This window comes from Kitasatospora purpeofusca, from assembly GCF_034043715.1.
Lineage (GTDB): Bacteria > Actinomycetota > Actinomycetes > Streptomycetales > Streptomycetaceae > Kitasatospora > Kitasatospora purpeofusca_A.
Genome location: NZ_JAXCLC010000033.1, coordinates 50131 through 76913, shown reverse-complemented (window position 1 = coordinate 76913; position 26783 = coordinate 50131). Strand labels below are relative to the sequence as shown.

24 protein-coding genes are annotated in these 26783 nt (G+C 71.9%); 7 read left to right on the top strand and 17 right to left on the bottom strand.

The features are described 5' to 3' along the window. Positions 1–28 precede the first annotated feature (28 nt). On the bottom strand, positions 29–1180 hold the full coding sequence (gene dapC, locus SM793_RS18755; protein ID WP_320439353.1) for a succinyldiaminopimelate transaminase: 1152 nt from the start codon (positions 1178–1180) through the stop codon (positions 29–31). Positions 1181–1202: 22 nt separating this feature from the next. Beyond that, the gene (gene fdxA, locus SM793_RS18750) at positions 1203–1529 is read right to left on the bottom strand and encodes a ferredoxin (protein ID WP_030061559.1); all 327 of its coding nucleotides are present in this window, start codon (positions 1527–1529) and stop codon (positions 1203–1205) included. 130 nt (positions 1530–1659) lie between these two features. Between fdxA and SM793_RS18745 the strand changes: the two genes are divergently transcribed. Both SM793_RS18745 and SM793_RS18740 read left to right on the top strand, forming a co-directional pair. After that, entirely contained in the window at positions 1660–2685 is a 1026-nt protein-coding gene (locus SM793_RS18745; protein WP_320439352.1) for a GNAT family N-acetyltransferase, read from the top strand. Positions 2686–2753: 68 nt separating this feature from the next. Continuing rightward, a complete protein-coding gene (locus SM793_RS18740; RefSeq protein WP_320439351.1) occupies positions 2754–3635 on the top strand; it encodes a transglutaminase-like domain-containing protein in 882 nt (293 codons plus the stop codon). A gap of 42 nt (positions 3636–3677) precedes the next feature. On the opposite strand, the gene SM793_RS18735 is transcribed toward SM793_RS18740, so the two are convergent. The 6 genes from SM793_RS18735 to SM793_RS18710 form a co-directional block, all read right to left on the bottom strand. Then, complete coding sequence (locus tag SM793_RS18735) at positions 3678–4310, bottom strand: response regulator transcription factor (RefSeq protein ID WP_320439350.1); 633 nt, start codon at positions 4308–4310, stop codon at positions 3678–3680. Positions 4311–4354: 44 nt separating this feature from the next. Next, positions 4355–4495 (bottom strand): hypothetical protein, encoded by a 141-nt coding sequence (locus SM793_RS18730; protein WP_320439349.1) that lies wholly within the window; start codon positions 4493–4495, stop codon positions 4355–4357. 85 nt (positions 4496–4580) lie between these two features. Continuing rightward, positions 4581–5822: a sensor histidine kinase gene (locus tag SM793_RS18725; RefSeq protein WP_320439348.1), complete on the bottom strand. Its 1242-nt coding sequence runs from the start codon at positions 5820–5822 to the stop codon at positions 4581–4583. Positions 5823–5830: 8 nt separating this feature from the next. Then, positions 5831–6553 carry an ABC transporter permease gene (locus SM793_RS18720; RefSeq protein ID WP_320439347.1) on the bottom strand — a complete coding sequence of 241 codons (723 nt, stop codon included), beginning with the start codon at positions 6551–6553 and terminating at the stop codon, positions 5831–5833. Beyond that, on the bottom strand, positions 6550–7554 hold the full coding sequence (locus SM793_RS18715; protein WP_320439346.1) for an ABC transporter ATP-binding protein: 1005 nt from the start codon (positions 7552–7554) through the stop codon (positions 6550–6552). Before SM793_RS18715 ends, SM793_RS18720 begins: the two co-directional genes overlap by 4 nt. A gap of 164 nt (positions 7555–7718) precedes the next feature. Further along, positions 7719–9872, bottom strand: a complete 2154-nt coding sequence (locus SM793_RS18710) for a prolyl oligopeptidase family serine peptidase (RefSeq protein WP_320439345.1) — start codon at positions 9870–9872, stop codon at positions 7719–7721. Between the two features lie 302 nt (positions 9873–10174). Between SM793_RS18710 and SM793_RS18705 the strand changes: the two genes are divergently transcribed. From SM793_RS18705 to SM793_RS18685, 5 genes are all read left to right on the top strand, one after another. Next, a complete protein-coding gene (locus SM793_RS18705; protein ID WP_320439344.1) occupies positions 10175–10369 on the top strand; it encodes a DUF2304 family protein in 195 nt (64 codons plus the stop codon). A 220-nt stretch (positions 10370–10589) separates the two neighbouring features. Next, on the top strand, positions 10590–11543 hold the full coding sequence (mshB, locus tag SM793_RS18700) for an N-acetyl-1-D-myo-inositol-2-amino-2-deoxy-alpha-D-glucopyranoside deacetylase (protein WP_320439343.1): 954 nt from the start codon (positions 10590–10592) through the stop codon (positions 11541–11543). Further along, positions 11540–12004 carry a DUF6113 family protein gene (locus tag SM793_RS18695; protein WP_320439342.1) on the top strand — a complete coding sequence of 155 codons (465 nt, stop codon included), beginning with the start codon at positions 11540–11542 and terminating at the stop codon, positions 12002–12004. Before mshB ends, SM793_RS18695 begins: the two co-directional genes overlap by 4 nt. 230 nt (positions 12005–12234) lie before the next feature. Further along, positions 12235–14565: a peptidoglycan binding domain-containing protein gene (locus tag SM793_RS18690; RefSeq protein WP_320439341.1), complete on the top strand. Its 2331-nt coding sequence runs from the start codon at positions 12235–12237 to the stop codon at positions 14563–14565. A 115-nt stretch (positions 14566–14680) separates the two neighbouring features. After that, positions 14681–16405 (top strand): ABC transporter family substrate-binding protein, encoded by a 1725-nt coding sequence (locus SM793_RS18685; protein WP_320439340.1) that lies wholly within the window; start codon positions 14681–14683, stop codon positions 16403–16405. Between the two features lie 120 nt (positions 16406–16525). Here SM793_RS18685 and SM793_RS18680 read toward each other — a convergent pair whose 3' ends face one another. The 9 genes from SM793_RS18680 to SM793_RS18640 all read right to left on the bottom strand — a co-directional run bounded on the left by SM793_RS18680 (position 16526) and on the right by SM793_RS18640 (position 26746). Beyond that, positions 16526–17545, bottom strand: a complete 1020-nt coding sequence (locus SM793_RS18680) for a dipeptide ABC transporter ATP-binding protein (protein ID WP_320439339.1) — start codon at positions 17543–17545, stop codon at positions 16526–16528. Beyond that, entirely contained in the window at positions 17538–18632 is a 1095-nt protein-coding gene (locus SM793_RS18675) for an ABC transporter ATP-binding protein (protein ID WP_320439338.1), read from the bottom strand. Before SM793_RS18675 ends, SM793_RS18680 begins: the two co-directional genes overlap by 8 nt. 15 nt (positions 18633–18647) lie before the next feature. Beyond that, positions 18648–19661, bottom strand: a complete 1014-nt coding sequence (locus SM793_RS18670; protein WP_320439337.1) for an ABC transporter permease — start codon at positions 19659–19661, stop codon at positions 18648–18650. Beyond that, positions 19654–20598 carry an ABC transporter permease gene (locus SM793_RS18665; RefSeq protein WP_320439336.1) on the bottom strand — a complete coding sequence of 315 codons (945 nt, stop codon included), beginning with the start codon at positions 20596–20598 and terminating at the stop codon, positions 19654–19656. Before SM793_RS18665 ends, SM793_RS18670 begins: the two co-directional genes overlap by 8 nt. Before the next feature lie 92 nt (positions 20599–20690). Then, on the bottom strand, positions 20691–22337 hold the full coding sequence (locus tag SM793_RS18660; protein ID WP_320439335.1) for an ABC transporter substrate-binding protein: 1647 nt from the start codon (positions 22335–22337) through the stop codon (positions 20691–20693). A gap of 431 nt (positions 22338–22768) precedes the next feature. Further along, a complete protein-coding gene (locus tag SM793_RS18655; RefSeq protein WP_320439334.1) occupies positions 22769–23806 on the bottom strand; it encodes a dipeptide ABC transporter ATP-binding protein in 1038 nt (345 codons plus the stop codon). Then, positions 23799–24848: an ABC transporter ATP-binding protein gene (locus tag SM793_RS18650; RefSeq protein WP_320439333.1), complete on the bottom strand. Its 1050-nt coding sequence runs from the start codon at positions 24846–24848 to the stop codon at positions 23799–23801. The genes SM793_RS18655 and SM793_RS18650 overlap by 8 nt, the downstream gene beginning before the upstream one ends. 19 nt (positions 24849–24867) lie before the next feature. Then, the gene (locus SM793_RS18645) at positions 24868–25809 is read right to left on the bottom strand and encodes an ABC transporter permease (protein ID WP_320439332.1); all 942 of its coding nucleotides are present in this window, start codon (positions 25807–25809) and stop codon (positions 24868–24870) included. Continuing rightward, positions 25802–26746 carry an ABC transporter permease gene (locus tag SM793_RS18640; RefSeq protein ID WP_320439331.1) on the bottom strand — a complete coding sequence of 315 codons (945 nt, stop codon included), beginning with the start codon at positions 26744–26746 and terminating at the stop codon, positions 25802–25804. Before SM793_RS18640 ends, SM793_RS18645 begins: the two co-directional genes overlap by 8 nt. Between the last annotated feature and the right edge of the window lie 37 nt (positions 26747–26783).

Here is a 26783-nt window from a genome sequence, read left to right as displayed (position 1 = left end):
ACACCGGCCCCTTCGGCCTTCCACGCGGTCAGCGCGCCGCGTTCAGCCGCTCCACCGCCGCCGCGACCCGCTCGTCGGTCGCGGTGAACGCCACCCGGACGAAGCGGTCCCCGGCCGGACCGTAGAAGTCACCGGGCGCCACCAGGATGCCCAGTCCGGCGAGTTCGGCGACGGTCTCCCAGCACGGCCGGTCCTGGGTCGCCCACAGGTAGAGGCTCGCCTCCGAGTGCTCGATCCGGAAGCCGTACGCCTCCAGCGCCGCCCGCAGCGCCGCCCGCCGGGCCGCGTAGCGCTGCCGCTGCTCGGCCACGTGCGCGTCGTCCCCGAGCGCGGCCACCGTCGCGGCCTGCACCGGCGCCGGCACGATCATGCCGCCGTGCTTGCGCACCTCCAGCAGTTCCCTGACCACCACCGGGTCGCCCGCCACGAAGGAGGCGCGGTAGCCGGCGAGGTTGGAGCGCTTGGACAGCGAGTGCAGCGCGAGCAGGCCCTCGTGGCCGTCCCCGCAGATGTCCGGGCGCAGCACCGAGACCGGCTCGGCCTCCCAGCCCAGTTCCAGGTAGCACTCGTCGCTGACCAGCAGCGCCCGGTGCTCGCGCGCCCAGGCCACCGCGCGGCGCAGCTCGTCGGCGCCGAGCACCCGCCCGGTCGGGTTGGACGGCGAGTTGACCCACAGCAGGCGCACCCGGGAGCCGTCCAGCTCGTCCACCGAGTCGTACTCGACCGGCTCGGCGCCGCACAGCCGGGCGCCCACCTCGTACGTCGGGTAGGCCAGGCGCGGGTAGGCGACCTGGTCGCCGGGGCCGAGGCCGAGCTGGGTCGGCAGCCAGGCCACCAGCTCCTTGGAGCCGACGGTCGGCAGGACGGCCCGCGGGCCGATCTCCGCGCCGAGCCGGCGCCGCAGCCAGCCGGCGACGGCCTCACGCAACTCCTCCGGGCCCCACACGGTCGGATAGCCGGGGGTGTCCGTGGCGGCGGCGAGCGCCTTCTGGATCACCTCGGGGACCGGGTCCACCGGGGTGCCCACGGAGAAGTCGCAGAGCCCGCCCGGGTGGGCGAGCGCCGTGGCCTTGTAGGGCTCCAGCTTGTCCCAGGGGAACACCGGCAGGAGGTCGGAAACGCGGCGCGCCGCCCCCGGGTGGCCCGGGAACGGCGCGAGCGTGCTGTTCTTGGTAGTCACAGCTGAATTGCCACCGATCCGGTCAGTGGTCGGCGTTCTGCGGCGGCAGAGCGGCGATGAACGGGTGGTCGCGCTCGATCAGGCCGAGCTTCGAAGCACCGCCGGGCGAACCGAGGTCGTCGAAGAACTCGACGTTCGCCTTGTAGTAGTCCTTCCACTCCTCCGGAGTGTCGTCCTCGTAGAAGATCGCCTCGACCGGGCAGACCGGCTCGCAAGCACCACAGTCGACACACTCATCCGGGTGGATGTAGAGCGATCGCTCGCCCTCGTAGATGCAGTCAACCGGGCACTCTTCGATGCAGGCCTTGTCCTTGACGTCGACACAAGGCTGCGCGATGACGTAGGTCACGCTGTCGTTCCTCCTCGGAAGGGCTCGGCGGCCCATTCTGTTTTCTCGCGTGCGCGGGTGAGCGCGGTGTCGTCGATGCCCGCCCCTAGTATCGCGGGTCGGAGACCGCAAATGCACAGGAGGTGCCCAGATGGCCGTCGAAGGGCCGGTTCAGGACCGTCCGGAGGTCCGGATTGACCGCTCCGACGTGGGCCGGAGAGTCTCCGTACGACGGCTCGCCGGCTTCGCCGACGACAACCGGCCAGTCTTCCGCGACGTGATCGGCGTGCTCGCCTCCTGGGACGACCGGGGCCTGACGGTGGTGCCGCGGACCGGCGGACCGGTCTCCTTCGACGAACGGCTGCTGGTCGCGGGCAAGGTGGTGCCGCTCTTCCCCGCCCGGCGCGCGCCGCTGCCGCCGGCCGGCCCCGAGGACCTCCGGCGGATCGCCGACCGGGGCCGGCCGACCGTCGAACGGGAGCCGCTGGGCGAGTGGACCCTGCGCGGCCCGGCCGGCTCCACCCGGTGCGGCGGCTCCGCCCTGGCGCTCGGCGATCCGGGCCTGCCGCCGGCCGAGGCGCTCGCGGCCGTCCGCGCCTGGTACGCCGCGCGGGGGCTGCCGGCCCGGCTGGAACTCGGCGCCGCCGGGCCGCCGGAGGAACTCCGCGCCGAGCTGGACCGCCTGGGCGCGACGTACGAGCCGGTCCTGTTCAGGGTCGCGCCGCTGGCCGGGCTCGCCCGGGCCGGGGCCCCCGCCGCCCTCCGCGAGGTGCGGCTCGCCCGGACGGCCGACGCGGCCCGGCTGTCGCCGTACCGGCCGGCCGCCGGCAGCCCCCCGGTCGGGGAGGCCGCCCTGCGGGCCGTCGACGGCGGGCCGTCGGTGTGGTTCGCCACCGTGCCCGGCGACGGCCCCGGCCGGCCCCCGCGCGCGGTCGGACGCTGCGTCATCGACGGCCCGTGGGCCGGATTCGGCGCGCTCGAGGTCGCCCCCGCCGCACGCCGGACCGGGCTGGGCACCGCAGTCCTGGCGGTGCTCGCGGCCCGGGCCGCCGAGGAGGGCGCGAGCGGCGGGTACCTGGAGGTCGAGCCGGGGAACACCGGGGCGATCGCGCTCCAGGACGGGCTCGGCTTCACGACCAGTCACACTTACCAGTACGCACTCCTGCCGCAGGGGTAGGAGTCCCGGCCGCTCCCCCGCGCGTCCCCTCCTCCCCGCCCGTCCGTACGAAAGCCGCCGCCACCGCCGTGACCGAGCAGAGCAGAGCACGCTTCCGGACCGAGGCCCGGGCGGAGCACCCCGATCCGGTGCTGCTCTGCCTGCTCGCAGCCGCCGAGCACACCCCCGCCCCCGACCCCTCGGACCCGGACGGCCTCGACGGCCCGCCCGCGCTCGACGCCCTGCTCGCCGCCTGCGAGGCGGCGCTCGACCGGCACGCGGCCGCCGTGCGGCACGCCGTCGCCGAACGCGCCCCGGCCGGACCTGAGGAGACCGCGGCGCTGCTGGCCGCCGTCCTCGGCGGGCGCGAGCGGTTCCACGGGCGGAAGTCCGACTACCGGCGGCTGGAGTCCTCGCTGCTGCCGGAGGTGCTGCGGCGCCGCCGCGGACTGCCGATCATGCTGGCGCTGGTCTGGCGGGAGGTCGCCCGCAGGGCCGGGCTCACGGTGCACGGCATCGCCCTGCCCGGCCACTTCATCGTCGCGGTCGGCGGGCCCGCCGGCGGCGAGGACTACGTGCTGGCCGACCCGTTCCACGGCGGCCGGCTGCTCGACCTCGACGGGGTGGCCGAGCTGGTGCGCGCCGCCGGGCACAAGTTCACGCCCGAACTGCTCACCCCCGCACAGCCGCTGGACACCGTGCTGCGGGTGCTCGGCAACATCCGCGGCTGGGCCGCCGACCGGCCCGAGCACGCCCGCACCCAGCTCTGGGCCACCGAACTCGCCCTGCTGCTCCCCCGCCACCCCGCCCAACTCCGGCTCGAACGCGCCGAGCTCCTGGTGCGCACCGGCGACTTCCTGGGCGGGGCCGGGGAGATGGACGAGTACGCCGCGATCCTGGACGCCTTCGACCCCGACACCGCCGCCAAGGTCCGCCAGGAGGCCCGCGCCGCCCGCCACCGGCTCAACTGAGCCGCGACCCCGGGCAGCGACCGGCCGGACGGGTCAGGACTCCTAGAGCCAGCCCTTCTCCCGGGCGATCCGGACCGCCTCGGTGCGGTTGCGGGCCTCGGTCTTCTGGATCGCCATCGAGAGGTAGTTGCGCACCGTGCCCTCGGACAGGTGCAGCCGGCCGGCGATGTCGGCGTTCACCGCGCCGTCCGCCGCCGCCGCCAGCACGTCCCGCTCCCGGGCGGTCAGCGGGTTCGCCCCCTCGGCGAGCGCCGCCGCGGCCAGGACCGGGTCGATCACCCGCTCGCCGCGCAGCACCCGGCGGATGGCCTCGGCCAGCTCGGCGGCGGGCGCGTCCTTCACCAGGAAGGCGTCCGCCCCGGACTCCATCGCCCGCCGCAGGTAGCCGGGGCGGCCGAAGGTCGTCGCGATCACCACCTTGGTCTGCGGGCGCCGCCGGCGCAGCAGCGCCGCGGCCTCGATCCCGGTCATCCCCGGCATCTCGATGTCCAGTACCGCCACCTGCACGTCGTGCGCGACCGCGGCGTCCACCACCTCGTCCCCGCGCCCGACCTGGGCGACGACGTCGATGTCCCCCTCCAGCCCGAGCAGCGCGGCGAGCGCCTCCCGGACCATCCCCTGGTCCTCCGCCAACAGCACCCGCACCGAGGGCCGGTCGCCCTGATTGTCACTCATGCCGCCCGACCCTACGGCGTCCCCGCCCCGACGGGGGGCGGAGGTCAGCGGGGGTGGCCGGGAGGCGCGGTCCGGGTGCCGCCGGGGGCCGCCCCCGGGGCCGGGGAGACCGCCTCGGTGAACGCGGCGCAGAGCAGCAGGGAGAGGAGCAGGACGACGAGGACCGCCAGGGCCGGCTTCGGCATGCCTGTCATGCTGCCCGCCGGCACCGCCGGGCGCCCGCGCGCCGGTGCACCCGGGGTACGGGGTACGGCCGCCCGGACCAGTCGGCTACGGCGCGGCGACGGCGGTCGGCCGCAGCGGCACCAGGGCCCGCAGCCGGAAACCCCGGCCCCGCTCGCCCGGCCCGGTCTCCAGCCGGCCGCCGACCAGGGCGAGCCGCTCCTCCAGTCCGGAGAGGCCGTTGCCGGGCTGGGACTTGCCCGGGCCGCGCCCGTCGTCGGTGACCTCCAGGACGGCGTAGCGCTCGCCGTTCCCCTCCCAGGTCTCGTCGGACCGCACGGTGCAGACGGTGGCACCCTCGCCGTGCCGGACGATGTTGGTGACCGCCTCGCGCAGCGCCCAGGCGAGCGCGCCGGCCTCCTCGGCGGCCAGCCCCGGCCAGGCGTCGAGCAGCTCCGGCGCGGTCTCCAGGGTGACCTGGGCGGCGGCCAGCGCGGTGCGGGCGGCGGCCAGCTCGACCGGCAGGGTGGGCCGGCGGAAGCCGGTGACCGCCTCCCGGACGTCGATCAGCGACTGCCGGGCGACGTTCTCGATGTCGGCGACCTGTGCCCGCGCCGCCTCGTCCTTGCCCGCGTCCATGAACCGCCCGGCGAGCTCGCTCTTCAGGGTGATCAGCGACAGCGAGTGCCCGAGCAGGTCGTGCAGGTCGCGGGCGAGCCGCAGCCGCTCCTCCGAGGCGGCCAGGTGCGCGACGGCGGCCCGCGCCTCGCGCAGCTCCTTCATGGTGCCGACCAGGCGCTGCAGGCCGCTCATCGCGGCGCCCGCGAGGAAGGCGCTGAGCGTGAAGGTCCACACGTTGTCCATGTCGGCGTGGGCCAGCAGGCCGACCCCGGCGGTGAGCGCCGCCATGGCGAGCAGCGCGCGCAGGGCGTAGCGGGCCGGGCTGATGATCGCGACGCACACCGAGGCGTAGATGAACAGGGACAGGAAGGCGGTGCCGAGCACGAAGGTGGACGCCACGGCGAGCGCCACCATGGTCGCGACGATCACCCGGCAGGTCCGCGGCCGCATCCCGGGCATCGAGCGCAGGACGACCAGCAGGACGTAGCCGACGACGAAGGCCGCCAGGCAGATCCAGCCGAGCACCCGGGCACTCGCGCCGTGACCGCCGTCCAGCAGGTCGCCCACCGGGTAGGCCAGGTAGATCATCCACAGCAGCATCCAGGCGACCTTCACCAGCAGCTGCCGCCCTGTCTCCACCGAGGCGCCGGGGACGTTCATGAACGACGGGCGCGCCGGCCCCGCCGCCGGCTGTTCGTCGGTGCGGTGGGTCCGGCGCGGCTCGCTCATGTCGATCATCATGCCTGTCGGGTGTCGCGTCGGTACAGGGCCGCCGCGGCGGCGACGAACACCACCAGGAAGGCGGCCAGTCCGGCGACGGCGGCGGTGTCCAGGGACTGGCCGGGCCCGGTGAAGGAGGCCAGCCGGTTGTAGAGGTAGACCGGGTTGAACCGGGCGACGGACTCCAGCGAGCCGCTCACCGGGAACCACGTCCCGCCGAACAGGGCCATCGCCATGTAGGCGATCATCACGATGCTCTGCACCGAGTCCGGCGCCGCCGCGTACCCGAGCGCCACCCCGAGGGCCGCGAAGACGAAGCTGCCCAGCCACAGGGCCGCCACCAGGCCGGCCCACTGCCCTGCCGTCAGCGAGACGCCCTGGCCGGCGCCGACCGCGAACACCACCAGGATCGCGGGCAGGGTGGTCACCGCGGCGGCGGCGATCTTGCCGACGGTGTACGCCTGGCCGGGCAGCGCGGTCAGCCGCAGCTGGCGCACCCAGCCGCTCTTGCGCTCCAGCGAGATCCGCTGCGCGCTTCCGGTCAGCACCGCGCCGACCGCGCCGAAGGTGGCCATCGAGACCATGAAGTAGGTCTTCACCGGGAGGCCGCCGGCCGGCGTGTCCGCGCTGTAGGCGTGGATGAAGAAGAGGTACATCAGCGCCGGGTAGGCGATCGTGAAGAGCAGGTAGCGCCGGTTGCGGAGGGTCCGCAGGATCTCCAGCCGGATCAGGGTGGTCATCGCGCACGCTCCAGCACGTTCTCGGCGTTCTCGGCAGTCCCGGCGGACCCGGCGGTCCCGGCAGCCCCGGCGGACCCGGCGTCGTCCTGCTCCCCGGTGATGGTCAGGAAGGCCTGCTCCAGGCCCAGGCCGGTGACCTCCAGGCCGCGCGGGTACAGGCCCGCCCGGTAAACGGCGGCGACGGCGGCGTCCGCGTCGGAGGTGCGGATCCGCACCGTCCGCACGCCCGGGACGCGGGCCGCGACCTCCAGGCCCCGCACACCGGGCAGTGTGCGCAGCGGTGCCTCGTCGAACGGGTCGTCCGCCTCGTGCAGCTCGAAGGTGATCCGGCGGGCACCGGCCCGGGCCTTGATCTCGGCCGAGCTGCCGTCGGCGATCAGCCGGCCCCGGTGCAGGACGAGGACGCGGTCGGCGATCGAGTCGGCCTCCTCCAGGTAGTGGGTGGCGAACAGCACCGTGCGGCCGGCGTCGGCCTGGGCCCGCATGCTCGCCCAGAAGGACTGCCGGACCGAGACGTCCATGCCGGTGGTGGGCTCGTCCAGCACGATCAGGTCGTTGGCCCCGGCGACGGCGAGGGCGAACCGGACCCGCTGCTCCTGGCCGCCGGAGAGCCTGTCGACGCGGCGCTCGGCGAGTTCGGTGACACCCGCGTCGTCGAGCACCTCGGCGACGGACCGGCCGCGCGGGTGGACCTCGCAGGCGAGCCGCACCAGTTCGCGGACCTTGACGTCGGTCATCAGGCCGCCGCTCTGCAGCATCGCGCCGACCCGTCCGGCCTCGATCGCGGCCCGCGGGGGGCCGCCGAACAGCGTGACGCTGCCCCGGTCGGGCTCGCGCAGGCCGAGCAGCAGGTCGAGGCTGCTGGACTTGCCGGCCCCGTTCGGGCCGAGCAGGGCGACGGTCTCGCCCTTCCGCAGCACCAGGTCCAGGCCGTCCACGGCCCGCACCCGTCCGTAGCTCTTGCCGACGCCCCTGAAGGCGGCGACCTCCCCTGTGTCCATCGTCCCGGTCCTCTCCCCTGCTGGTGGTGTCCTTCGCACCACTTCAGAGTCCCGCGCGGCCGGGGTCCGGCGGCAGTAACCGCCGTCGTGCGTTCGGCATGACGGATGTCATGCCGAACGCACGGACCGGGTGGCGGACCGGGGGGTCGCCGGCGGGGCTGCGGTCAGCCGCCGAGCGACTTCCGCACGAAGTCGACCTGGAGCAGCAGCAGGTTCTCCGCGACCTCCTCCTGCGGCGTCATGTGGGTGACGCCGGAGAGCGGCAGCACGGTGTGCGGGCGCCCGGCGGCGAGCAGCGCCGAGGAGAGCCGCAGGGTGTGCGCGGCCACCACGTTGTCGTCGGCGAGGCCGTGGATGATCATCAGCGGCCGCTCCAGGCCGGCCGCGTAGCCGGTCAGCGAGTTGGCCTCGTACACCTCGGGCCGCTCGGCCGGGTGGCCCAGGTAGCGCTCGGTGTAGTGGGTGTCGTAGAGCCGCCAGTCGGTGACGGGCGCGCCCGCGACCGCCGCGTGGAAGACGTCCGGGCGGCGCAGCACGGCGAGCGCGGCCAGGTAGCCGCCGTACGACCAGCCGCGGATCGCGACCCGGTCGAGGTCCAGCGGGAACTCCCCGGCGAGCGCCCGCAGCGCGTCGACCTGGTCGTCCAGGGTGGCCCCGGCGAAGTCGAAGGCGATCGACTTCTCCCAGGCCGGACCGCGTCCGGGGGTGCCCCGGCCGTCGGCGACGACGACCGCGAAGCCCTGGTCGGCGAACCACTGGGAGTTCAGGTGCGGATTGTGCGCCTGGACGACGCGCTGGCCGTGCGGACCGCCGTACGGGTCCATCAGGACGGGCAGCAGGCCGTCCCGCTCCCGGTCGTAGCCGGTGGGCAGGAAGACCGCGGCCGGGATCCGGCGCTCGCCCGCGAAGCGGAACACCGGCCGGGCCGTGATCACCGGGGTCTCGGCGTAGGAGGCGATGGTGGCGATGTCGTCCACCGCGACGCCCTCGGGCAGGTCCCGGGAGACCCGCACCAGGGTGCCGGGCAGGTCGGGCTCGGCGGTGGCCCGCACGGTGATGCCGGCCGCGTGCACGGCGGTGGTGACGGAGGTGAACGGGCGGCCGTTGGCGGCCTCCCAGGAGAGCCGCTTGCCGTCGTGGCCGATCCGGCCGACGGCGACCCAGCCGGGCTCGGGGTCGGTCTCGGCGGCGCCGCCGGAGGCGGTGAAGAGGACCTCCTCGGCGGTGACCGCGAGCACCGAGCGCAGGTGCAGGTCGGGACCGGTGACGGTGTGCTCGCCGATCACCAGGGCGCGGGCACCGGACTCGTCGGAGATCCGGACCAGCCTGCCGTCCGGGGTCCAGGCCGGGACGCCCGGGAACAGCTCCAGCCAGATGTCGTCCCGCTCCTCGTGCAGCGGCTCGGTGGCGCCGGTGGCGGTGTCCAGGCCGAGGATCCGCTGCACCCGCTGGTCGCGGGACTGGACCAGCAGCAGCGGCACACCGCCCCGGGACCAGTGCACCCGGGCCAGGTACGGGAAGGCCGCGCGGTCCCAGACCACCTCGGTGCGGCTGCCGTCCAGGCCGAGCAGCCAGAGGCCGACCTCGGCGTCCGGGGTGCCGGCGGCCGGGTAGGCGACCTCGGCGGGCTCGCGGTCCGGGTTGGCCGGATCGGCGATCCACCAGCGGTGCACCGGGGTGTCGTCGGCCCGCTCGACCAGCAGCCGGTCGCTGTCGGGGGACCACCAGTGGCCCCGGTCGCGGTCCATCTCCTCCTGGGCGATGAACTCGGCCTGGCCCCAGGTCACGTTCGGGCCGTCGGGCGAGACGAGGGCGCGGTCGCCGGTGCCGTCGGTGCGGGTGATCCGCAGCTCGCCGGCGGTGGTGGCGTAGGCGACGTGGACGCCGTCCGGGGAGAGGCGCGGGTCGACCAGCGGGCCCTCGGCGGGCAGCTCGGTGGCGGTGCCGGCGACCAGGTCGGCGACGAACAGCCGGCCGGAGAGGGCGAAGGCCGCGAGCCGGCCCGCGCCGTCCAGGGCGTAGCCGACGATGCCGGCCGAGCCCTCCCGGCTGCGCTCGCGGCGGGCCTTCTCGGCCGGGGAGAGGTCCTCCTCGCCACCGCCGAGCAGGGCGGCCGGGTCGGCGGCGATCCGCTCCTCGCCGGTGGCGGTGTCGAGGGTCCAGAGCAGGTTGGCGCGGTCGCCCCCGGAGGGCGAGCGCAGGAAGACGACCCGGGAGCCGTCGGGTGCGACGGAGAACGACCGGGGAGCGCCGACGGTGTAGCGCAGGGTGCGCGCGTACTGCCTCGGGAAGGTGTCCGCAGGGGTGTGGGTGGTCATGGCACCAGACCCTACGACGACGCCGCACCGGTGGTGATCACTCGTTCGGAGCATCGTGCGCAAGTACGCCCGGAAGGGGGTCGCACCCCCTCCGAGCGGCCCATGCGCCCCATGAGTGCGACCGTGCCCCGGGGTGTGCGGCCTCACTCAACGTAATGCTCGACTCACTCATCGGGTATGACTGGTCCACGAGTGATCGTCAGGCCCCGCCGGGCCCCGGTCGCCCGACCGCAAGTCCCGCACGGTACGACCGCCGCCCCTCCCCGGGAGGAGCGGCGCACCCGGAAGGGGTGTGAGCCGCCATGGCCCTGTCCATCTCCGCAGCCCTGCTGATGCTGGTCATCGTGGTGGTGCTGATCCGCCGCTCCGGCCTGAAGCTCGCGCACGCGATCGTCTGCGCGCTGCTCGGCTTCTACCTGGCGTCCAGCTCCATCGCCCCGTCGATCAGCCAGGTCACCAGCAACCTCGCCGGAATGATCAACGGCCTCAAGCTCTGACACCTCCGTGCGGTGGCCAGGGTCTGTCTCTTGGATTTTGTCGGATCAGGGCGCGGCGGTGGGGTGCGTGCATCGCAAGGCGGAGGAGGGAGCCACTGCGGAGCATTGGCGACCGACGACAACGCGGCGTGGGGGTACCCCCGGCCGAAGGCTGGGGGCGTGCGTGCCCCGGCGTTGCGGCCCCGGCAAGGATCCAAGAGACAGGCCCTAGGCTTCGTCCATGACCGCGACTACCGGACGCCGCCTGCTCCTGGTGCACGCGCACCCCGACGACGAGTCGATCAACAACGGCGCCACGATGGCCCGGTACGCCGCCGAGGGCGCCCACGTCACCCTGGTGACCTGCACCCTCGGCGAGGGCGGCGAGGTGATCCCGCCCGGACTGGCCCATCTGACGGCCGATCGGGAGGACACCCTCGGCGCCCACCGGATCGGCGAGCTGACGCGGGCGATGGCCGAGCTCGGGGTCACCGACTTCCGCTTCCTCGGCGGCCCGGGGCGCTACCGCGACTCCGGGATGATGGGCGTGCCCGACAACGACGCGCCCGGCTGCTTCTGGCGGGCCGACGTGGACGAGGCCGCCGACCGGCTGGTCGCGGTGATCCGGGAGGTGCGCCCGCAGGTGCTGGTCACCTACGACGAGGACGGCGGCTACGGGCACCCCGACCACATCCAGGCCCACCGGGTGGCGATGCGCGCGTACGAGCTGGCCGCCGACCCGGCCCACCGGCCCGACCTCGGCCCGGCCTGGCGGATCGCCAAGGTCTACTGGAACCGGGTGCCCCGGTCGGTGGTCGAGCGCGGCCTCGCCGAGGCCGCCGCGAAGGCGTCGTTCCCGGGCGTGGCACAGGCCGCCGACATCCCCGGGGTCGTGGCCGACGAACTGGTCACCACCGTGGTGGACGGCACCGCCCACGCCGACCGCAAGGCCGCCGCGATGGCCGCCCACGCGACCCAGATCACCGTGGACGGCGCGTTCTTCGCGCTCTCCAACCACCTCGGCCAGCCGCTGCTCGCCACCGAGTACTACCAGTTGGCGCGCGGCCGGGCCGGGTCGTCCCTGCCGGAGGACGACCTCTTCGCCGGTACGGACGCCGCCGCCGAGGACGCCTCCACCACCGCGGACCCCGTGACCGAGAACCCCACCGCCACCCCCGAGGAGCCCGCCCGATGACCGCGACCGAGGCCCGGCCCGCGCGCCGTTCGATCCCGGCGGCGCTGCTCGGCAGCCGGGAGGAGCGACTGAAGGAGTCCCAGCCTCCGCGCATCGCACGGATCGCGGCTTATGTCCTGTTCTTCCTGCTGGGCATCGCGGTGTCGATCTGCGGAGCATTTGTGCAGGCCTTGTGGCCGCCCGTGGGAGTCCTGCTGGCGCTCGCCGCCACCGCCGCGACCTTCTACGGCGGCCTGCGGGTGACCGGCACCCGGCTCGGCGCGGGGGTCCCGGCGGCCGGCTGGTTCCTGGCCCTGCTGCTGGTGATGGTGCCCCGTCCGGAGGGGGACAACGTGCTCTGGACCAATGCCACGTCGCTCTGCTGGCTGTTCGTCGGCTCGATCCTCGGCGTGATCTGTGCCACCCTGCCGACCCGGACCAGCTGGTTCCCCGGCGTCCCCGGGCCGCCGCGCCGTCCCTGAGGGGGATCCGCGTACGGTGGCCGGTACGACGGGCAGTCAATACCGTCCGGCCGTACTCTCATAACGGAGGAACCGGACGTATCGGGATCTGTCCGAACCGGTTCACCGGCCGGTTCTTCCCAGTATGGTGGTGCCGCAGAACGCCGTACCCGACGCCGCCCGCCTGGTCCGGCGCCGACAACCGCGGTCGCGCCGCACGGCCCGGCCCGCGAACCCGGAGCAGAGCAGCATTGAGCAGCCGCGAATCTGACAACACCCACCCGACGCCTCGGCGCACGGGACCGGACGCCTACCCGTCGGGCACCCCGCCCTACGGCACACCGGGTCTCCCCGGCGGCGACCGCGCGGGTGCCGGCGCCGCCGCCAAGGGCTCGGCTCCGGAGGGCGAGGACGACAGCCCCAAGACCGAGACCACCCTCACCACCCGCGTCCGGATCAACATCCCCGGCTCGCGTCCGATCCCGCCGGTGGTGGTGCGCAGCACGGTCAAGAACGAGGACGGCCCCGGCGAGGAGGCCCCCGCGCCCCCCGCCGAGCCGGCCGGCCCCCGCCACCGGTCCGCCGCGCCCGCCTCCCCGGTGCTCGGCGTGATGGACGGCGGCGGCCGTTCCACCCCGCCGGACCTGCCGCCGGAGTGGCAGATCCCGCCGGCCACCTCCGAGGCCGAGTCCACCGGCGCCTGGTTCCGCCCCCGGCAGAAGAAGACCGCGCCCGGCGAGGGCGCCGCTCCGGCCACGGTGCCGGCCGGCGCTCCCGCCGCCGCCGCGGCGGCCCCGGCCGCGGCACCCGCCGGGGCCCAGCGCGGCACCGCCCGGCCGAACGGCGCCCGCCCCGAGGGCGCCCGCCCGCAGACCGAGCGGCCCGCCGCGGCCCGTGCCAACGGCCGCCCGGTGCCCGCCCAGGCCCAGGCGCAGGCCCCCGGTCCGCGTCCGACCGGTGCTCCCGCCTCTCCGTACGGCGCCGGCGGCGAGCTGCCCGCCGACGAGGCCGGTGTCTACGCGGACGCCCCGGCCGACCCGTTCGCGCCCGGCGCACCGGTCGATCCCTTCGGCACCGGCGGCCCGGCCGATCCCTTCGCCACCGGCGCTCCGGCCGACCCGTTCAACCCCGGCGGCCCCCCGTTCAACCCCGGCGCCGAGCCGTTCGCCCCGGGCCCCGGCCGGCCCGGCGGCACCCCGCAGGGCCGGGGCCGCCCCGGCCCCGCCGGGCCCGGCACCGCGGACCCCGAGGACACCTCGGTCGACGGCTTCGCGCCGATCCGCGAGGGCGCCCCGGCCGGCCCCATACCCGGCTCCCCCGCCGGACCGGCCGCTCCGGGCGGCGGCCCGCAGCCCGGGCTGTTCTCCTCCGCTCCGGCCGGCGCCGACCCGTTCGCCGCCCAGCGCCCGCCGGCCGCCGGCCCGCACGGCGCCCCGGCGCCCGGCAGCCTGTTCCCCGGCGTCCCCGACGCCATGGGAGCACCCGTCGGCCCGCACCCCGGCGACCCCCAGGCCCACCCGCACCCCGTCGGCGCGGACTCCGCACCGCCCACCGCACCGGCGGCGGACGGCCCGTCCGCCCCGAAGCCCGCACCGGCCGCCAAGCCCGCCGCAGCCGCCAAGCCCCGGCCGAGCGCCGCGAAGAAGCTGGTCAAGCTCACCACCTACGCGGTCGTCTGCGTGGCCTTCCTCGGCGCCGCCGCCTACGGCACCGGGCTGATGCTGAACCAGTCCGACATCCCCAAGGGCACCGTGGTGCTCGGCACGGACATCGGCGGCAGCAACCGCGACCAGGCCATTCACCAGCTCGACGAGAGTGTCGGCAAGGCCGGCCAGCAGCCGGTCAAGCTGAAGGTCGGCGAGCAGACCGTGGACCTCGACCCGACCGCCGCCGGCCTGGCCTTCGACACCACGGCCACCGTGGACCGGCTCACCCAGCACTCCTACAACCCGGTGGACGTCCTCAAGTCGCTCAAGGGCGACGAGAAGGCCGTCCCGCCGGAGGTCAAGGTCGACCGGGCCAAGCTCAAGTCCGCGCTGGAGGCGCTGGCCGGCGGCTCCGGCCAGGGGCTCCAGGAGGGCTACGTCAAGTTCGCCGAGAACGGCGACACCGTCGTCGTCCCCGGGAAGGCCGGCCAGGCGGTGGACTCCGCCGCCGCCGTCGACCTGGTCGACACGGCCTACCGCGACCGCGCCGCGGGCAAGTCGGAGCAGCCCGTCGCCCTGGCCGTCACGGCCGCCCAGCCGAAGACCTCCCCGCAGGCCCTCCAGGGCGCGGCGGACACCCTCGGCAAGTCGGTGACCAGCGGCCAGATCCACATCCTGGCCGGCCCCAAGAAGTTCGACTTCGGGCCGAAGACCGCCGCCGCGGCGCTCACGCTCGTCCCGGACGCCAACGGCAAGTTCGTGCCGAAGTGGGACCTCGACGCGCTGAACCGCCAGCTCGCCGGCGCCTTCGACAAGGTGAAGACGAAGAAGAACGGCCAGCTCGTCCCGATCACCCCGCAGGACGTCGCGGACCAGATCACCGCGCTGTTCGAGAAGAGCAGCGACAAGGACCGGACCTTCAAGTTCCCGGCCTGATCGAACCGTTACCGGGGGGCGGGTCCGGATCCGGGCCCGCCCCTCGACAATTCCGCTCCCCGGTCAGCAAGATGTGACGCCTATCGTCCGCCTCATCCGTCCCGGGAGAACCACCATGGGCCGCCCCCTGTACCGCCGCACGGCCCTGCTCGCCGGTCTCACCGCCGTCTCACTCGCTCTGACCCTGTGCTCCTGCGGCCCCGGCGGCGGCCCCGGTTCCGGAGCCCACGCCCGGGCCCTCCCGAGTTCGGTCGAGACGCCCAAGCTCACCACCGTCGACATCAATCCGCACGAGCGCGCCGAGCTGCGCCAGGGCGGCACCCTGCGGGTCGCGGTGGCCCAGTACTCCACCCAGTGGTCGCCGATTCAGACCGACGGCGGCGAGTCCTCCACCATCGCCGTCACCAAGCCGCTGCTGCCGACCTTCTTCCGCTCCGACGCGGCCGGCACCCAGACCCCCAACCCGGCCTACCTCCAGGACGCGCACAGCGAGCAGCGGGACGGCCGGCAGGTGGTGGTCTGGACGCTCAACCCGAAGGCCCGCTGGTCCGACGGCGTCCCGATCACCTGGCGCGACATCGAGGCCAACTGGCGGGCGCTGAACGGCAAGGACCCGGCCTACCGGTCGGCCAGCAGCACCGGCTTCGAGCTGGTCTCGGCGGTCGACCGCGGCAAGGACGACTTCCAGGCCGTGATGACCTTCGAACGGCCGTTCTCCGAGTGGCAGTCGATGTTCAACGGGGCCGCCAACGCCCCGCTGCTGCCCGCGAGCCGGACCGCCACCCCCGAGCTCTTCAACACCGCCTACCTGGACGCCATCCCGGTCACCGCGGGCCCGTTCAAGGTGGAGCGGATGGACCGGGCCGCGCAGACCGTCACCCTGGTCGCCGACCCGGCCTGGTGGGGCGACAAGCCGCTGCTGGACCGGATCGTCTTCCGCGCGATGCTGCCCAACACGATGGCCGCCGCCTTCAACAAGGGCGAGATCGACCTGTTCAACAACGGCCCGGACGTGAGCGGCTACCAGCTGATCCGCAGCACCCCCGGGGCCGCGGTCCGCCGGGCCGGCGGTCCCGACTTCCGCCAGTTCACCCTGAACGGCCGCAGCCCCGCGCTCACCGATCCGTCCGTCCGCCAGGCCCTGTTCCAGGCGATCAACCGGGACGTCATCGCCCGCTCCGACCTGGCCGGGCTCGACTGGCCCACCGTCACCCTCAACAACCACCTGCTGGTGGCCAACCAGAACGCCTACCGGGACAACTCCCTCGGCCTCAGCCGCTACGACCCGGCCGAGGCCGTCCGCAAGCTCGACGCGGCCGGCTGGAAGCTCGACGGCGACGTCCGCCGCAAGGACGGCAAGGAGCTCAACCTGCGGCTGGTCATCCCCGCCGGCGTCACCCAGGCCCAGAACGAGGCCGCCGTCACCACCGGCATGCTCAAGGAGGTCGGGGTGAAGGTCACCACGGTGACCGCCAACCCCAACGAGTACTTCGACAAGTACGTCAACCGGCGGGACTTCGACATCGCCGCCTACTCGCTGCTCGGCACGCCGTTCCCGGCCAGCGGCAACCGGGCCAACTTCGTCCAGAACGGCGGCACCAACCACTCCCAGTCCGGCAGCCCCTCCGTCGACGCCGCACTCGACCGGGCCTCCGCCGCAGGCGACGCGGCCGGCACCTTCGAGGCCATCAACCAGGCCGACGCCGAACTGTGGAAGGTGGCCGGAGTGCTGCCGCTCTACCAGCGCCCGCAGCTGTACGGGAGCCGCGCCGACCTCGCCAACATCGGCGCCCAGGGCCTGTCCGACATCGTCTGGGAGAACGTCGGCTTCCAGAAGTGACCCCGGACCGGCAGCCGGAGGGGCCCCGGAGTCACGCGGACTCCGGGGCCCCGGGTGCGATGCCGGACGAGGTGCCGGACGGGGTGCCCGACGGGGTGCCCGACAAGCTGCCGGGCGCGGTCAGCCCGAACCGATCACGTCCCGCACCTCCGCGAAGTGGCAGGCCGACTCGTGCGCGGCCGGCCCGCTCAGCGTCGGCGGCACGGCCAGCAGCGGGACCTCGGTCGAGCAGCGCTCCTCGGCCTTCCAGCAGCGGGTGCGGAAGCGGCACCCGGACGGCGGGTTGGCCGGGGAGGGGATGTCACCGCTGAGCAGGATCCGCTCGCGGTGCTCGCGCCCGGTCGGGTCCGGCACCGGCACCGCGGAGAGCAGCGCCTGGGTGTACGGATGGGTCGGGTGGGAGTAGATCTCCTCCTCCGTCCCGATCTCGACCATCCGGCCGAGGTACATCACCCCGACCCGGTCGGAGATGTGCCGGACGATCGAGAGATCGTGCGCGATGAACATGTACGACAGCCGGAACTCGTTCTGCAGCTGCTCCAGCAGGTTGATCACCTGGGCCTGGACCGAGACGTCGAGGGCCGAGACCGGCTCGTCGCAGATGATCACCTCCGGCTTGAGCGCCAGGCCGCGGGCGATACCGATCCGCTGGCGCTGCCCGCCGGAGAACTGGTGCGGATAGCGGTTGATGTACTCCGGGTTCAGACCCACCACGTCCAGCAGGTCCTGGACCGCCTTGCGGCGGTCGCCCTTGGGCGCCACCTCGGGGTGGATCTCGAAGGGCTCCCCGATGATGTCGCCGACCGTCATCCGCGGGTTCAGCGAGGTGCACGGGTCCTGGAACACCATCTGGATGTTCCGGCGCACCGCCTTCAGCCCGGCCCCGGACAGCCGGGTGATGTCCTCGCCCTTGAACAGCACCTGGCCCGAAGTCGCCTTCTCCAGGTTCATCAGCACCTTGGCCAGCGTGGACTTGCCACAGCCGGACTCGCCGACGATACCCAGCGTCTCGCCCTTGACCAGCGCGAAGGAGACGCCGTCCACCGCCCGCACCGCGCCGACCTGCTTCTTGAGGACGACCCCCTGGGTCAGCGGGTAGTGCTTGACCAGGTCCCTGACCTCCAGGATCGGCTCAGCCATGGAGGGTCTCCTTCCAGAAGTGGCAGGCGCTGCGGCGGCCCGGCAGGTCGGCCCCCTCGGCGTCCAGCACCGGTACCAGGCGCGGGAGTTCGGTGAAGCAGACGTCCTGGGCCCGGTCGCAGCGCGGGTTGAACGAGCACCCCGACGGGATCCGCAGCAGGCTCGGCGGCAGGCCCTGGATCGCGTAGAGGCTCTGGCCCTTCTGGTCCAGCCGGGGGATCGAGTGGAGCAGGCCCTTGGTGTACGGGTGCGCCGGGCGGGCGTACAGCTCGTGCACGGGCGCCGTCTCGACGATCCGGCCCGCGTACATCACCGCGATCTTGTCCGCGACGTCCGCGACCACGCCCAGGTCGTGGGTGATCAGGATCAGCCCCATGTTGAACTCGGCCTGGAGTTCCGCGAGCAGGTCCATCACCTGCGCCTGGACCGTGACGTCCAGGGCGGTGGTGGGCTCGTCCGCGATGATCAGGTCCGGCTCCAGCGCCAGCGCCATGGCGATCATGATGCGCTGGCGCATACCGCCCGAGAACTGGTGCGGATAGTCGTTGACGCGCTCACGGGCGGCGGGGATGCGCACCCGCTCCATCAGCTCGACGGCCTTCTCCTTGGCCTCCTTGCGACCGGCGCCCTGGTGCACCCGGAACATCTCGCCGAGCTGGTAGCCGACGCTCAGCACCGGGTTGAGCGAGGACAGCGCGTCCTGGAAGATCATCGCGATCTTCCGGCCCCGCACCGCCCGCCGCGCCTTGGGGCTCATGGTGAGCAGGTCCTCGCCCCGGAACCGGATCGAGCCGTTGGTGATCCGCCCCGGCGGCATGTCGAGGATGCCCATGATGGCCTGCGCGGTCACCGACTTGCCCGAGCCGGACTCGCCGAGCACCGCCAGCGTCTCCCCCGCCGAGACCGAATAGCTCACCCCGTTGACAGCCTTGGCCACGCCGTCCCGGGTGTGGAACTCGATGTGCAGATCGTCGACCTCCAGCAGGGGCGTGCCGGGCACCAGGCGCTCCCGGCCAGCGCCGAGCACCTGCACCGCGTCCGGGCCCGGCCCTACGCCGTCCCTCGCCGGTTTCGTCGTGTCAGTCATGGTCCGCGGCCCTCCTCAGCGCAGCTTCGGGTCGAGGGCGTCGCGCACCGCGTCGCCGAGCATGATGAACGCCAGCACGGTGATGCTCAGCACCGCGGCCGGGAAGAGCAGCACGTGCGGGGCGTTCAGGAAGCGGGCCTGGGCGTCGCTGATCATCAGGCCCCAGGAGATCGCCGGGGACTGGATGCCGATGCCCAGGTAGGACAGCGCGGCCTCGGCACCGATGTACACGCCCAGGTTGATCGTCGAGACCACGATCACCGGGGCGACGGCGTTCGGCAGGATGTGCCGGCCGACGATCCGGCCGGTGCCCGCCCCGAGCGCCCGGGCGGCCACCACGTAGTCGTTGTGCTTGTTGGCCAGTACCGCCGAGCGCATCAGCCGGTAGATCTGCGGCCAGCCGAGCACGGCCATCACCGCGGAGACGGTCCAGGCGTTGCCCTGGCCCCAGGTGGACATGATCAGCATGCCGCCGAGCAGCAGCGGGATCGCGAAGAAGATCTCGGTGACCCGGGAGAGCACGCTGTCCCCGATCCCGCCGATCCAGCCGGCCCACAGGCCGAGGCTGCCGCCGACCAGGACCACCAGCGTGGTGGTCACCATGCCGACGATGATGGAGTTGCGGGCGCCCCAGATGGTGCGGGTGTAGATGTCGCAGCCCTGGACGTCGAAGCCGAACCAGTGCGCACCACTGGGCCGCTTCAGCGAGTCGGCCAGGTTGCAGAAGCCGCCGGCGCGCGGGTCGCCGTCGGTGAACAGCTGCGGGGCGACCGCGAGCACGACCATGAACAGCACCAGGAACCCGCCGATCAGGAACAGCGGGCTGCGCCGCAGGTCCGCCCAGGCGTCGCTCCAGAGGCTGGCGACCCGTTCGCCCCCGGCGTCCGGCGCGCCGGAGCCTTTGCCGGTCGCGGGGGCTTTGCCGGTCGCGGAGGCCGCCGCGGCGGCCGGCCCGCCCGCGGCCGACCCGGAGCCGGACTGCCCCGGGACCGCCGCGCCCGTGTTCTCGCTCTTCGTCGGCTCACTCATAGCGGATCCTCGGGTCCAGGACGGCGTACAGCAGGTCGACCACCAGGTTGGCGAACAGGTAGACCATCACCAGGGCGCTCACGATGCCCACGACGATGGTGCGTTCCCGCAGGTAGACGGACTGGAAGAGCTGGTGTCCGACGCCGGGGATGTTGAAGATGCCCTCGGTGATGACCGCGCCGCCCATCAGACCGCCGAGGTCCATACCCAGGAAGGTGACGATCGGGATCAGCGCGTTGCGCAGACCGTGCCGGACCACCACCCGCAGCGGGCTGAGCCCCTTGGCCACCGCCGTCCGGACGTAGTCGGCCCGCATGACCTCGATCAGGCTGGTCCTGGTGAGCCGGGCGACGTACGCCAGTGAGGTCGAGGCCAGGACGTAGCCGGGCAGCAGGTACGAACGGAAACCGGCCTCCTCGTTGAAGGAGACCGGGAAGAAGTCGATGCCGTAATCGGTGTTGAGCTTCACCCCGATGACCAGCTGGAGCACGAAACCGATCACGAAGACCGGGATCGAGATGACCATGAGGGTCGAGATCAGCACCACGTTGTCGATGAACTTGCCGCGCCGCAGGGCGGCGACCACGCCCGCGGTGACGCCCACCGCCATCTCGATGGCCAGGGCGACGAACGCCAGGTTGATGGTGTACGGGAAGGCCCGCTGCATCACGTCGACGACCTGGTTGCCCCGGTAGTCCTCGCCGAAGTCGCCCTTGAACAGGCCGATCAGGTAGTCCCAGTACTGGACGAAGAACGGGTCGTCGAGGTGGTACCGGTCCCGGAGGACGGCCACGACGGCGGGGTCCTGCCTCTTCTCGCCGGCCAGTGCCGCGATGGGATCACCGGGCAGCAGGAAGACCAGTGCGTAGATCAGGAACGTCGCGCCGAGGATCACAGGTATGGCCTGGATGACCCGGCGGACCACATAGCGGCCCATGCGGTCTCCTCATGATCGGGGCACGCCGGGGCCGGCGGCGCGGGGGTTGCCCGCGCCGCCCGCGACGGCGTGCCGTTCGGACTGGAAGGAGGTCAGGCCAGCTCGACGTTGGCCAGGTCGATGCGGTTCTGGGCGTCCACGACCACGTTCTTGACGGTCTTGGTGTAGGCCGCCGAGGTCATGTAGGTGTAGACCGGGATGTACGGCAGGTCCTTGATCAGGATGTCGTCGGCCTGCTGGTACAGCTTCTGGCCCTCTTCCACCGACTTCGCCTGGTCGGCCTGGGCCAGCAGCGCCTCGAACTGCTCGTTGACGTAGCCGCCGTAGTTCGAGCCGTTCTCGATCGCGACCTTCGAGAAGATCGGCCGCAGGTAGTTCTCCATGGACGGGTAGTCCATCTGCCAGGCCATCCGGAAGGCGCCGGAGAACTGCTTGTCACCCAGCGCGTCCAGGATCTTGCCGAACTTCTCGAACGGCTTGAAGGTGACCTCGACGCCCAGGTTCTTCTTCAGCTGGTTGCCGACCGCCTCCATCCACTCCTTGTGGCCGCCGTCGGCGTTGTAGCCCAGCTCGATGGTGTTGTTCGGGACGCCGCCGACGGTGTCCCAGAGCGCCTTGGCCTTGGCCGGGTCGTACTTCGCCGCGTCGCCCATGGCGCCCTTGCGGTAGCCCGGGATGATCGGGCTGATGAAGTCGTCGGCCGGGACGCGGGTGCCCGAGAAGATCGTCTTGGTGATCGCGTCGCGGTCGATCGCCATCGAGATCGCCTTGCGGATCTCCGGCTTGCCGTACGCGGTCGGGTTCGTGGCGATCGGGAAGCCGATGAAGCCGACGCCGGACTCCGGCTTGTAGATGTAACGGTCACCGAATTCGCCCTTGACCGTGCCCATGGCCGAGATCGGGAGCTTGTTGGTGATCTGGATGTTGTTGGCCCGGAGGTCGTTGTAGGCTGTTTCCAGCTTGTCGTAAATCTTGAACGTGACGGAATCCAGCTTGGCCTTTCCGGCCGCCTCCGGGAAGTTCTCGTAGCGCTTGATCTTGATCTGCTGGTTGTGCTCCCACTTCCCGTCCATCTGGAACGGGCCGTTGCCGATCGGGGACTCCTCGAAGCTCTTCTTGTCCTGGAAGAAGGCCTTCGGCAGCGGGTAGAAGGCGGTGTAACCCAGCATGACCTTGAACTGCGAGAACGGGTCGCTCAGCGTGACGGTGAAGGTCTTGTCGTCGATCACCTTCAAGCCCTTGAGCTTGTCGGTGGTCGGCTTCTTGTCCTTGCCCGGGGACAGGTCCTCGGAACCCTCGATCTTGGAGAAGAAGGGCAGGCCCTCGGCCGCGTTGTCCTGGTTGGCGCCCCAGTTCCACGCGTCGACGAAGGACTGCGCGGTGACCTTCTCCCCGTTGTGGAAGGTGTAGCCGTCCTTCAGCTTGATCGTCCAGACCTTGCTGTCGGGGGTCTCGATCGACTCCGCGACGCGCAGCTCCGGGTCGTTCGTCTGCCGGTTGTACTCGACCAGGCCGGCGAAGACCTGCGCCAGCACCTGGGCACCCTCGGACTCCGCGGTGTTCTGCGGGATCAGACCGTGCTGCGGCTCACCGGACTGGATGCTGATCGATCCGCCCTTCTTGCCCGACGCGTTCGCCCCGTCCGAGGCCTTCTTACCGCTGCCGGTGGTGCACGCGGAGATCGCGAGCGCGGTGCACGCGGCCAGCGCGGTCCAGCGCATCGTCTTGGTGAGCCTCATTCAACTGCTCCTCGTTTTAGGGGCTTGGGAACGAACGGCGCCCCGCCAGTCGGTGTGCCGCGCACGGCGGGGGTCGACATCTCAGGGCCGATCCGCACAGCCGGCGAGGTGACCACTGATACGCGCAGAGCAACTATCGATCACCCGACCCCTTCGGTGGAATCGCCGTCACATCTCTTTTCAATTACAGGCCGGGACCAACCCGTGACAATACTCGGCAAATTCCGCCATATCGCGCGCGGAGTCGTCGGATCCGCTTTCCGAATAGCGGACCGATAACACCGGTATTCGAATATTTACGAAGCGTAATGATCAATTTCGATGATGCCCCGTCGGCAGGCGCGGAATTCCCGCAGGTCGGCGGGTGGACAAAAAGGGAGCGCGCCCTCCAGAAGGAGGACGCGCTCCGCCGACGGGGCAGGGCCCCGCTGTCAACCGCTTTCCGACCGCTCCCCCGGGGTCGTCCCCCCGCGCTCGGCCGCGAAGTGGCAGGCCGATTCGTGCGCGGCGAGCCCGGACAGCCAGCCCGGCACCGCGAGCAGCGGCACCTCCGTCGCGCACCGCTCCTGGGCCTTCCAGCAGCGGGTGCGGAAGCGGCAGCCGGAGGGCGGGTTGGCCGGCGAGGGCACGTCCCCCGTCAGCACGATCCGGTCCCGGGACTCGCGCGCCGTCGGGTCCGGCACCGGCACCGCGGAGAGCAGCGCCTGGGTGTACGGATGGGTGGCGTGGTCGTAGATCTCCAGATCGCTGCCGATCTCGACCACCCGGCCGAGGTACATCACGCCGACCCGGTCGGAGATGTGCCGGACGATCGAGAGGTCATGGGCGATGAACATGTAGGAGAGGTTGAACTCCCCCTGGAGCTGTTCCAGCAGGTTGATCACCTGGGCCTGGACCGAGACGTCGAGGGCCGAGACCGGCTCGTCGCAGATGATCACCTCCGGCTTGAGGGCCAGGCCGCGGGCGATGCCGATCCGCTGGCGCTGCCCGCCGGAGAACTGGTGCGGATAGCGGTTGATGTACTCCGGGTTGAGGCCGACGACGTCCAGCAGGTCCTGGACCGCCTTGCGGCGGTCGCCCTTGGGCGCCACCTCGGGGTGGATCTCGAAGGGCTCGCCGATGATGTCGCCGACCGTCATGCGCGGGTTCAGCGAGGTGTACGGGTCCTGGAACACCATCTGGATGTTCCGGCGGACGGCCTTGAGGCCGGCGCCGGACAGCTTGGAGATGTCCTCGCCCTTGAACAGCACCTGGCCGGAGGTGGCCCGCTCCAGGTTCATCAGCACCTTGGCCAGCGTGGACTTGCCACAGCCGGACTCGCCGACGATACCGAGCGTCTCGCCCCTCGCCAGCTCGAAGGAGACGCCGTCGACGGCCTTGACGGCGCCGACCTGCTTCTTGAACAGGACGCCCTGGGTCAGCGGGTAGTGCTTGACCAGGTCCTTGACCTCCAGGATGGGCTCAGCCATGGAGGGTCTCCTTCCAGAGGTGGCACGCGCTGCGGCGGCCCGTGAGCTCCTTGCCGTCCTTGTCGCTCACCTGGTGCAGCTTGGGGATCTCCGTGCGGCACAGGTCGGTGGCGACGTCACAGCGGGGGTTGAACGCGCAGCCGGCCGGGACCTTGAGCAGGTTCGGGGGCAGGCCCTTGATCGCGTACAGCTCCTGGCCCTTCTGGTCCAGGCGCGGGATCGAGCGGAGCAGGCCCTTGGTGTACGGGTGCGCCGGGTTGGCGTACAGCTCGTGCACCGGGGCGGTCTCGACGATCCGGCCGGCGTACATCACGGCGATCTTGTCCGCGACGTCGGCGACCACGCCGAGGTCGTGGGTGATCAGGATCAGGCCCATGTTGTACTCGGCCTGCAGCTCCGCGAGGAGGTCCATCACCTGGGCCTGGACGGTGACGTCCAGGGCGGTGGTGGGCTCGTCCGCGATGATCAGGTCCGGCTCCATGGAGAGCGCCATGGCGATCATGATGCGCTGGCGCATACCGCCGGAGAACTGGTGCGGGTAGTCGCCGACGCGCTGCCTGGCGGCGGGGATGCGCACCCGCTCCATCAGCTCGATGGCCTTCTCCTTGGCCTCCTTCCTGGAGGAGCCCCGGTGCACCTGGAACATCTCGCCGAGCTGGGCGCCGACGGTCATCACCGGGTTCAGCGAGGACAGCGCGTCCTGGAAGATCATCGCGATCTTCTGGCCGCGGATCAGCCGGCGGTTCTCCTCGCTCATCGTGAGCATGTCCTGCCCACGGAAGAGGATCTGGCCCTGGCTGATCTTGCCCGGCGGCATGTCGAGGATGCCCATGATGGTCTGGGCGGTCACCGACTTGCCGGAGCCGGACTCGCCGAGCACCGCCAGCGTCTCACCGGCGGCGACGGAGTAGTTGACGCCGTTCACAGCCTTGGCGACGCCGTCCCGAGTGTGGAACTCCACGTGGAGGTCCTTGACCTCCAGCAGCGGGGTGCCAACCTCCAGGCGGCCGTTCTTCTGGTTCTTCTCGATCACGGTGGTCATCGGGTCGTCACCTCTTCTCTCAGCGGAGCTTCGGGTCGAGGGCGTCGCGCACCGCGTCGCCGAGCATGATGAAGGCCAGTACGGTGACGCTCAGTACGGCCGACGGGAAGAGCAGGACGTGCGGCGCGTCGAGGAAGCGGACCGACGCGTCACTGATCATCAGGCCCCAGGAGATCTCCGGCGGCTGGACGCCGATGCCCAGGTAGGACAGCGCGGCCTCGGCACCGATGTAGACACCCAGCGAGATCGCGGACACGACGATCACCGGCGCGATGGCGTTCGGCAGGATGTGCCGGAAGGTGATCCGGCCGGCGCCGGCGCCGAGGGCGCGGGCGGCCATCACGTAGTCGTTGTTCTTGTTGGCCAGCACCGAGGCGCGCATGATGCGGAAGATCTGCGGCCAGCCGAGCACGGTCATGACGACCGAGACGGTCCAGGCGTTGCCCTTGCCGAGCATCGACATGATCAGCATGCCGCCGAGCAGCAGCGGGATCGAGAAGAAGATCTCGGTGAAGCGGGACAGGATCGAGTCGACGATCCCGCCCTTCCAGCCGGCCAGCAGGCCGAGGAGGGCACCGACCAGCGTGACCATCGAGGTCGTCAGCACACCGACGATGATCGAGTTACGGGCACCCCACACCGTACGGGTGTAGATGTCGCAGCCCTGGACGTCGAAGCCGAACCAGTGCTCGGCACTCGGACGCTTGAGCGAGTCGGCCAGGTCGCACGCGTTGTTGTCGAACGGGCTTCCGTCCGTGAACCAGCCCGGCACGACGGCCAGGATGATCAGGAACGACACCAGCGCTGCGCCGATGATGAAGATCGGGTTGCGGCGCAGGTCGCGCAGAGCGTCCGACCAGAGGCTGGCGACACGCTCCGGCTTCTGCTTCTTCTCCGGCGAGGACTTGGGGGTGTTGTCCCCGGAAGGGGCCTCGGCGCCCTTGGTGATGGTCTCACTCATAGCGGATCCTCGGGTCGAGCACGGCGTACAGCATGTCCACGAGCAGGGTGGTGACCAGGTAGATCATCACCAGCAGCGTGACGACGCCGACGATGATCGTGCCCTGCTTCTGGTACACGGCCTGGGCGAGCAGACCACCGATGCCGTGAATGTTGAAGATCTTCTCGGTGATGACCGCGCCACCCATCAGACCGCCGAGGTCGGCACCGAGGAAGGTGACGATCGGGATCAGGGCGTTGCGCAGGGCGTGCCGACCGATCACCCGGCGCTTCTTCAGACCCTTGGCGACCGCGGTACGGACGTAGTCCGCGCGCATGGTCTCCATCAGGCTGGTGCGGGTCAGTCGGGCGACGTACGCGAGCGAGGTCGAAGCCAGCACGAAGGCCGGCAGCAGGTAGCCGCGGAGCCCGTCCTCCTCATTGAAGGAGACGGAGAAGATCTCGATGCCGTAGTCGTTCTTCAGCTTGACGCCGAGGACGAGCTGGAGCACGAAGCCGGTGACGAAGACCGGGATCGAGATCACGAACAGCGTGCTGATGAGAACCAGCTGGTCCAGGAACTTGCCCTTGCGCAGGGCCGCCATGACGCCCGCCAGCACACCGATGATCGCCTCGATGACAAAAGCCACGATGGCGAGGTTGACGGTGAACGGGAACGCCTCGCTGATCATCTCGCTCACCGAGCGACCCGTCAGGCTCTCGCCCAGGTTCCCCTGGAAGACGCCGGTGATGTAGTTCCAGTACTGGAGCAGGAACGGGTCGTTCAGGTGGTACTTCTGGCGGATCATCTCCGCCACGATTGGATCGGCCTTCTTCTCGCCGGCCAATGCCTGTACCGGGTCACCCGGCAGGCTGAAGCACAGCCAGTAGATCAGGAACGTCGCGCCGATCAGGACAGGGATCGCCTGTATCAGTCGGCGGATCACATAGCGGCCCATCAGACCTCCACACTTTCGGACAAGGAAGGGAGGCGGG